Origin of the sequence: Azohydromonas caseinilytica (assembly GCF_012927045.1) — a bacterium.
Classification (GTDB): domain Bacteria; phylum Pseudomonadota; class Gammaproteobacteria; order Burkholderiales; family Burkholderiaceae_C; genus Azohydromonas; species Azohydromonas caseinilytica.
Map to the genome: position 1 here is coordinate 22,301 of NZ_JABBFW010000045.1, position 8,197 is coordinate 30,497.

Consider the following 8,197-nt stretch of genomic DNA (forward strand, 5'->3'; position numbering starts at 1 on the left):
GATGGGCATCGACCTGCCCCTGCTGTGGGCCCTGATCATCCTGTTCGGCGTGATGATGTACGTCGTCATGGACGGCTTCGACCTGGGCATCGGGATGCTGTTTCCCTTGGTCCCGGCCAAGGCGGACCGCGACGTGATGATGAACACCGTCGCGCCGGTGTGGGACGGCAACGAGACCTGGCTGGTGCTGGGCGGCGCGGGGCTGCTGGCGGCCTTTCCGCTGGCCTATGCCGTGGTGCTCAGCGCCCTGTACCTGCCGCTGATCCTCATGCTCGTCGGCCTGATCTTCCGCGGCGTGGCCTTCGAGTTCCGCTTCAAGGCGCAGCCCCACCGGCAGCACCTGTGGGACAAGGCTTTCATCGGCGGCTCCTTCGTCGCCACCTTCTTCCAGGGCGTGACGCTGGGCGCCTACCTGCAGGGCGTGCCGGTGCAGGACGGCCGCTTCGCCGGCGGCGCGCTGGACTGGCTTGCTCCCTTCCCGCTGCTGACCGGCCTGGGCCTGGTGAGCACCTACGCGCTGCTGGGCAGCACCTGGCTGATCCTGAAGACGGAAGGCGCACTGCAGCAGCGCATGCGCCAGCTGACCCGGCCGCTGGCCTGGACGCTGCTGGCCTTCATCGGCCTGGTCAGCATCTGGACGCCGCTGGCGCACCCGGCCATTGCGCAGCGCTGGTTCACGCTGCCCAACCTGCTGTGGTTCCTGCCCGTGCCGGTGCTGGTGGTCGTGGCCATGGCCTGGCTGCAGCGCGCCGTGCGGCAGGAGGCGCAGGCGGCGCCTTTCATGCTGACGCTGCTGCTGGTGTTCCTGGGCTACAGCGGGCTGGGCATCAGCCTGTGGCCGCACATCATTCCGCCGGGACTGTCGATCCGGGACGCCGCCGGCCCGCCGCAGAGCCTGGGCTTCGCGCTGGTCGGCGCCTTGTTGATCATCCCGGTGATCCTGATGTACACGGCCTGGGGCTACTGGGTGTTCCGCGGCAAGGTGCGCCACGGCGACGGCTATCACTGAGGCCAGCGGGGGTCGTTGACATGCGAAACCACCAAGGCCTGCGTCGCCTGGGCTGGCTGCTGCTGATCTGGCTGGGCAGCGTGGCCGGCATGGCCGGCGTCGCGCTGGCGCTGAAGCTGGTGATGCGAGCCGTCGGGCTGGCGGGATAGCCGCCCCGGGGCACGCCCCTGGGCCGGCCGTGCCGCCGCAAACCGGCGCAGCCGTCCAGCCCATTTCTTGCGGCGGCTCGACCGTCCGGATTACGCTGCCCGCTCTTCTTCGCGCAGGGGAGGCGCCATGGCGCCGGTGCAGCCGACCGGGGATGACGGGTACGACGCCTTCGTGTCGTACAAGCGTGCCGACATCGCCTTCGCGCGGCTGCTGGAAAAGGCGCTCAACGCCTACAAGCCGCCACCGACACTGGCCGTGCCGCAGCGCCGGCTGCGCGTGTTCCGCGACGAGGGCGACCTCACGGGCTCGGAGTACTTCAAGTCGATCGACAAGGTGCTCGCCCGGTCGGGCAAGCTGATCGTCATCTGCTCGCCCGCGGCGCGCCAGAGCAGCTACGTCGATGACGAGATCCGCCGCTTCGTGGCCCACCGTGGCGCCGACCACGTCATTCCGGTCCTGCTGGCCGGCCTGCCCAACAACGAGGCCAGGCCGGACCAGGCGGCCGAGATGGCCTTTCCGCAAGCGCTGTGCGACGCGCTGCCCATGCCGCTGGCCGTCAACTACCGCAGCTTCGAGCCTTCGCGCCAGAAGGTGGACCGGGGGGTGTTCGAAGGCAGCTGGTACACGCTGCTGGCCAACCTCTATGACAAGAACCGCGACGAGGTCGAACAGCGTGAGCGCCTGCGCCGCCGGCGCGCGCGCAACATCGTCATCGCCCTGTCCGGCTCGGTCACCCTGGGCTTTGCCGTGCTGGCCGCCGTGGCGTACTGGCAAAAGCTGGAAGCGGACGACCAGCGCAACACCGCGCTGCGCGGCCTGGCGAAGTACCTGGCGACCATGTCCGCCGACGTGCGCGCGGGCGCGCCGCAGACCAGCCTGCTGCTGGCCGTCGAGGCGGTGCGGGCCACGCGCGACGCCGATGGCGGCGTCACCACCGCGGCCCAGGACGCATTGCGCCAGTCGCTGTCGGGCGCGGCGGGCGAGCCGCCGGGCGCCGACGGCATGGGCGTGACCGCGAGCCGCTTCAGCGCCGACGGCCACCGCCTCGCCACGCTGCACCACAGCGGCCGGATCGACGTGTGGAACCTCGACGCCCCCGGCCAGGCCCCGTGGTCGATGCCCGCCGCGGCGGACACGCGGTCGCTGGGCGCCTTCGGCGCCGATGGCCGCTGGCTGGCGCTGGCCGAGGGGCAAGCGGGCAACATCGTCGTCTGGAACGTGGATGCGCCCGCGGCTTCTGCGACCCGGCTCGGCGAACGTGCCGGGCAAGGCGCCAGGGTGCACGGCTTCAGCCCCGACGGCCGCTGGCTGGCCACCTCGGACGCCGAAGCCAGGCTCTACCTCTGGCGCCTGGACGACCTGGCCGCCGGGCCGCGCGTCCTGGCAGGCCACCGGCCCCGGCGCGGCTCCGGCGGCAAGGCGCTGGGCATCAGCGAGGCGGTATTCGACCCAGGCTCGAACTGGGTCTGCACGACGGGCTGGGACGGAACGGTCCGCCTGTGGAGCCTCAAGGAGGCCGAAACGGCCTCGCAGCAGCTCGAAAACGGCAACTGGGCGGGGCCCGTGCATTTCAGCGGGGACGGGCAATGGATCGCGCAGATGCGCTCCGGCGACCCTGGGCTGTGGCATCTCGAACAGGGTACGTGGCGCTTCGTGCCGATGGCCGACCCGGCGGCCCAGGGCACGTCCAGCGGCCTGGACGACAGGGTGCTGGGCTTCGTCGCCCAGCCGCCTGGCGTGGTGACCACGCATGGCGACGAGGCCCGCGTGTGGCGCCTGGCCCCGGGTGAGCCGGGCTACCGCGCCGTGCCGGGCTACGCGGCGGTGCTGGCCGGCGGCGGTGATGCGGCATTGGTGACCGCGACCCTGGAGCAGCGGCCGGGCGCGGCCGGCGGCCCGGTGCACGCGGTTTACCTGACGGAGCTCGGACGAGCCGATGCCCAACCGGCCAGGATCGCCTCCTTCAACGCGCGGGTGGTCCACCTGCGGCTGGCCCCCCGGAGGCGGCATCTGGCCGCCGTGCTGGAGAACGGCCAGTTGTGGGTGGCCGCGCTGGAAGGCGCGGCATCGGGGCTGCGGCTGCTGCGCGGCCAGGACGGTCCGGGAGCCGGCGAGCCGCACTTCAGCGCCGATGGCCGTTGGCTGCTCGCACCGCGCCGCTATGACGGCTCCGGCGTGCGCCGATGGCGCCTGGACAACGCCAGCTCCGACCCGGTGGAGCTGGCCGCGCCCGCCAGCAAGGAGCTGGAGTACCGGTCCAGCCACGGCGGTGGCGGCGGGGAACCCCTGGGCGGGCTGCCGGACGCCATCGCGCTGGACCCGCGCAGCCGCTGGGTTGTGGCGCCGGGCGGCAACAACGAGGCGCTGCTCATCGACCTGCACGATCCGGCCGCCCCACCACGCCGGCTCGGCGGCCACACGCACCACGTCACGGCCGCGGCGTTCAGCCCCCAGGGCGACTGGCTGGCCACCGGGGACTGGAACCACACGCTGCGCATCTGGCGCTTTCCCGGCCTGGAGCAGCCCGCCCAGGTGCTGTCGCGGCCCGCGGCCTCCAGCGAGTCCAGCGTGTCGGCGATCGCGGTCAGCCCGGACGGCACCCGCATCGCCACCGGCGGCTCCTCGGGCGAGGTGGCGCTGTGGGCGCCGGCAGCCGCGGCCAAGGGCCCGCGCATGCTCGGCGGCCACGAGGGCTGGATCACGAGCCTGGCGTTCAGCGCGGACGGCCGCCAGCTGCTGAGTGCCGACGACGTCGGCAAGGTGCAGCTCTGGCGCCTCGACGCGCCGGCGGACACGGAGCCCGTGGTGCTCGACGCGCACCACGGCGCCATCGTCAAGGCACGCTTTCTCAAGGGTGAGCGCGGCATCGTCACGGCGGCCAGGGATTCGCTGGTGCGGTTGTGGAGCCTCGACGCTCCCGCCAAGCCGCGCGCCACGCTGCGCGGGCACGCGGGCAGCATCTCGGGCTTCGACCTCGATCCGCAGCAGCGCTGGCTGGCCACCGGCAGCGAGGACGGCACCGTGCGCCTGTGGGACCTGCAGGCCCCCGCAACGAAGCCGATCCTGCTCGGCCCGTCCATGGCCTCGGTCAGCGCCGTGGCCGTCAGCCCCGACGGCCAGCTCGTGGCCGCGGGCAACCCGCGCGGCGAGATACGGGTCTGGCGGCGTGCCGCGCCCGAGGAGCCTCCGCTGCTGGTGGCCACGGCGCAGGAGCGCCCCGATGGCGGCGACCGCGAGTCCCACGAGGTGTGGGGGCTGCGGTTCACGCCCGACGGGCGCTGGCTCATGGCCATGGGCTCCGGTGCGCTGCGGCTGTGGCGCATGCGGCTGGACGAGCAGATGGCCCTGGCCTGCCGCATCGCGGGGCGCAACCTCGGCGCGGCCGAATGGCAGGCCTACCTCGCCCAGGTGCCGTACCGCCTCACGTGCCAGGAGCAAGGGCTGCATCCCAACTGGCTGCACGGTGCCGACGAGCTGGCCAGGAGCGGGGACACCGCCGGGGCCGCGGCGCAGTACGAGATCGCGCGCCAGCTCAGCCCGGGCCTGGACATCGACCCCAAGGCCCGCGCGTTGGCACTGGCCGTCGACTCGAAGCTCAGGGAGGCCCGCGGCCTGGCCCGCGGCGGCGAAACCGATGCGGCCCTGGCGGTGTTCAACACGGTTCAGGCCCTCGACCCCGCGCGCGGCCTGGACCCGGCGGTCGAACTGGAACGCTCGGTGAAGGCCCGGAAGCTGGAGCAGGAAGCCAACGACCGGGCGAACCGGGGCGATGTGGACGGCGCCGTCGTGTTGTTCCGGCAGGCGCGCGCCATGGACGCCAGCCTGGAGGTGGACCCCTTGTACGAGGCGCAGCGGCTGGCCGCGCCGGCGATCGAGCGGCACGGCAACGAGCTGGCCCGCCAGGGCGACCTGGAGGCGGCGGTGGCGGAGTACCGGCGCGCGCTGGACTTCGGCCTCTACCGCTCCTTCGATCCCCTCAAGGAGGCCAGGAACGTACGGGCACACCAGTTCATGGACATGGCCAAGGAGGCCGGCACCCGGGGCGACCTCGACGGCGCCACCCAGCTCTTCAGGCAGGCGCTTGCGCTCGATCCCGCGCTGGACATCGATCCCGTCGCCGAGGCTCGCAAGAGCGTGGTCGAGTACCGCCTGGAAAAGGCGGCCGAGCTCTGGGCCAAGGGCCGGATCGTCGAGGCGGGGGCCATGTTCCGCCAGGAATTCCAGGTGGACCCGGGCGCCGTCGCGAAGCTGAAGTGGTCCTTCAACGGCTATTGCTGGGACGCCGTGAAGCACAGCCAGGCGACACCTCAGGCGCTCGACTTCTGCGATCGGGCCGTGGCGCAGCAGCCCGACAGCGCCGCCGAGCGCGACAGCCGGGGCATGGCGCGCCTGTTGGCCGGCAATATCCCGGGCGCGATCGAGGACCTGGCCGTCTACGTCGAACGGGCACCCCAGGAATACCGCTCGCAAGACGATGTGGAGGCACGCAAGCGCCTGATCGCGCAACTGCGGCGCGGCGCACGGTTCAAGACCTTCCAGCAGCTCCAGGCGCTGGGCGTGAAGCCGTGATGGCCGCCGGGCTCCAGCGGGGAGTGCGGGAGCCGGAACCCGGCCGAGGCACCCCGCGCCGCCTCAGTTCAGGCCCAGGAGCTGCCGCGCCTGCTCGGGCGTGGCGATGGGGCGGCCATGCTCGTGGCACAGCTCGGCCACGGCGCGTACCAGCGCGGCGTTGGAGGGCGCCAGCGTGTGCTTGTCCAGGCGCACGTTGTCTTCCATGCCGGTGCGGCAGTGGCCGCCCAGCTCCAGCGACCAGCGCGCCATCGTCATCTGGTCCTTGCCGATGCCCGCGCCGGTCCAGGTCGAGCCCGGCGCCACGCGCTGCAGCGTGCGCACGTAGAACTCCAGCACCTCGCGGTCCACCGGCATGGCGTTGCGGATGCCCATCACGAACTGCACGTGCAGCGGTCCCTTGATCAGGCCCTGCTCCTGCAGCTTGGCCGCCTGGAAGATCATCGACAGGTCGAAGGCCTCGATCTCGGGCTTGATGCCCAGCTCGCGCATCTCGGTGGCCAGCCACTCCACCAGCTCCGGGCTGTTGTCGTAGACGCGGGTCGGGAAGTTCACCGAGCCGCTGGCCAGCGAGGCCATGTCGGGCCTGAGGCCCAGGTGCGCGCCGCGCTCGCGCCCGGCGCCGGAACGGCCGCCGGTGGAGAACTGCACGATCATGCCCGGGCAGTGCTTGCGGATGCCCTCGAACACCTGCGCGAAGCGCTCCGGCGAGGAGGTGGCGGAGCCGTCGTCGTTGCGCACGTGCAGGTGCACCAGCGTCGCACCGGCCTCGAAGGCCTCGTGCGTGGACTCGATCTGCTCCTGGACCGTGATGGGCACGGCCGGGTTGTCGCGCTTCTGGGGCAGGGAACCGGTGATGGCCACCGTGATGATGCAGGGGTTGGTCATGGCGTGATCTCGGAGTGGGCACCGGCGCGGCAAGCGCTGGCGCACGGCGGTTGAGGAATCAATGGCTTGGGCATGGATGGGCCATGCCCGGCGGCTGGCCCGGGCCTCGCCGCCCGGGGCGCGGCGCTCACTGGAGGTTGTGGACGCGTTCCAGCTCCGAGCGCAGCAGCCGCACCAGCGCCGGGTCGTAGGTCTGGAGCACGCGCTCCACCACGGGCCGCGTGGCCTGGCGCATGCGTTCGCGCTCCGCGGCGCTCACTTCGTTGAACTGCATGCCGGCCGCCTTGAGCTCCTCCACGGCCTTGCGAGCCTGCTGGCGGCTCGCCTCGCGCTCATGGCCGCGCGCCTCCAGCGCGGCGGCCTGCAACAGCTTCTGTTCCTCGACCGAGAGCCGGTCCCAGAATTTCTTGCTCACCAGCACGGCAATGACGCCATAGGCGTGGCCCGTGGCGCTGAGGTACTTCTGGGCCTCGTACAGCTTGGCCGTGCGCGTGATGAGGTACGGGTTCTCCTGCGCATCGAGCGCCTTGCTCTCCAGGGCGCCATACAGCTCGGCAAAGGACATCGGGACCGGGTTGGTGCGCAGCGCCTTGAAGGTGTCGATGAAGACAGGGTTCTGCTGCACGCGGATCTTCAGGCCCTCCAGGTCTTCCAGGCGCTGGACCGGCCGCTTGCTGTTGCTCACGTGGCGAAAGCCGTTCTCCCAGAAGGCCAGTCCGACCAGCCCCTTCTCGGGCAGCCTGGCCATCAGGGCCTGGCCGAAGGGGCCGTCCAGCAGGGCATCCGCCTGCGCCGGCGTGTTGACCAGGAAGGGCAGGTCCAGCAGGCCGAACTCCTTGACGATGCCCGCCAGCGGCGCCGTGCCCGGGGCGAACATTTCCTGCACGCCTCCGACCAGCGAGGACAGCTGCTGCATCTCGTTGCCCAGCGCCAGCGCCGGGAACTCGCGCACCTTGAGCTTGCCGCCGCTGCGCGCCGCAACGATCTCCGCGAACTTCCGGGTGCCGAGGCTGATGGGGTGATCGGCGTTGACAGGATGGCCCATGCGGATGGTGCGCTCCGTGGCGCCCTGGGCCCGGGCCGTGACGGCGCCCAGCAAGGCGGCCGTCACCGCCGTGCGGCGCGTGATGCCTGAAGTAGTCATGTGGTCTCCTGTGCGGCGCGCCGCGTCAGGCGCTGCGCCGGGTCTGGTCAGGCGCAGCGGGGTTGGTCGTGCCGCTCCGCGCCGGGCTCACTTGGGCTCGATCCCGGCGCCCACGGGCACCGGTCCGGCACTGACGAGCTTCACGTCCTGCGGGTGCGCCGAGGCGGAACGGCCGTGGTTGATCATTGCAACGGCCACCGCGGCGATGACCGCGGGAATCGCGATGGCGATGAAGTTCTGCTGCAGCGGCAGCGCCATGCCCACCAGCGCGCCGATCACGATCGGCGCCAGGATCGCGCCGCTGCGGCCCACGCCCGAGGCGAGGCCGATGCCGGTGGAGCGGATCGCCATGGGGTAGAACTGGCCGGCGTAGGCGTAGGTGACGATCTGCGTGCCGATGGTCGAGGCACCGGCGAGGCCGACCACCACGAACAGCG

General features: G+C 71.9%; 5 protein-coding genes and 1 pseudogene. 3 read left to right on the top strand and 3 right to left on the bottom strand.

Features of this window, described 5'->3' with window-relative positions; all coding sequences use genetic code 11:
* Window position 1 precedes the first annotated feature (1 nt).
* The 3 genes from cydB to HHL10_RS28570 all read left to right on the top strand — a co-directional run bounded on the left by cydB (window position 2) and on the right by HHL10_RS28570 (window position 5,728).
* Window positions 2-1,009: a cytochrome d ubiquinol oxidase subunit II gene (gene cydB / locus HHL10_RS28560; RefSeq protein ID WP_169163834.1), complete on the top strand. Its 1,008-nt coding sequence runs from the start codon at window positions 2-4 to the stop codon at window positions 1,007-1,009.
* Between the two features lie 20 nt (window positions 1,010-1,029).
* Window positions 1,030-1,158, top strand: a complete 129-nt coding sequence (locus HHL10_RS28565) for a DUF2474 family protein (RefSeq protein ID WP_169163835.1) — start codon at window positions 1,030-1,032, stop codon at window positions 1,156-1,158.
* A gap of 127 nt (window positions 1,159-1,285) precedes the next feature.
* The gene (locus tag HHL10_RS28570; protein ID WP_169163836.1) at window positions 1,286-5,728 is read left to right on the top strand and encodes a TIR domain-containing protein; all 4,443 of its coding nucleotides are present in this window, start codon (window positions 1,286-1,288) and stop codon (window positions 5,726-5,728) included.
* Window positions 5,729-5,791: 63 nt separating this feature from the next.
* Here HHL10_RS28570 and HHL10_RS28575 read toward each other — a convergent pair whose 3' ends face one another.
* The 3 genes and pseudogenes from HHL10_RS28575 to HHL10_RS28585 all read right to left on the bottom strand — a co-directional run.
* A complete protein-coding gene (locus tag HHL10_RS28575) occupies window positions 5,792-6,616 on the bottom strand; it encodes a 3-oxoadipate:acetyl-CoA acetyltransferase (RefSeq protein ID WP_169163837.1) in 825 nt (274 codons plus the stop codon).
* A gap of 127 nt (window positions 6,617-6,743) precedes the next feature.
* Entirely contained in the window at window positions 6,744-7,760 is a 1,017-nt protein-coding gene (locus HHL10_RS28580) for a TRAP transporter substrate-binding protein (RefSeq protein WP_169163838.1), read from the bottom strand.
* An 87-nt stretch (window positions 7,761-7,847) separates the two neighbouring features.
* Window positions 7,848-8,197: pseudogene (locus HHL10_RS28585) on the bottom strand (MFS transporter); the annotation flags it as partial.

Coding starts and splice junctions, on each gene's coding strand:
- cydB (WP_169163834.1), top strand. CDS start 2: ATGGGCATCGACCTGCCCCTGCTGTGGGCCCTGATCATCCTGTTCGGC.
- HHL10_RS28565 (WP_169163835.1), top strand. CDS start 1,030: ATGCGAAACCACCAAGGCCTGCGTCGCCTGGGCTGGCTGCTGCTGATC.
- HHL10_RS28570 (WP_169163836.1), top strand. CDS start 1,286: ATGGCGCCGGTGCAGCCGACCGGGGATGACGGGTACGACGCCTTCGTG.
- HHL10_RS28575 (WP_169163837.1), bottom strand. CDS start 6,616: ATGACCAACCCCTGCATCATCACGGTGGCCATCACCGGTTCCCTGCCC.
- HHL10_RS28580 (WP_169163838.1), bottom strand. CDS start 7,760: ATGACTACTTCAGGCATCACGCGCCGCACGGCGGTGACGGCCGCCTTG.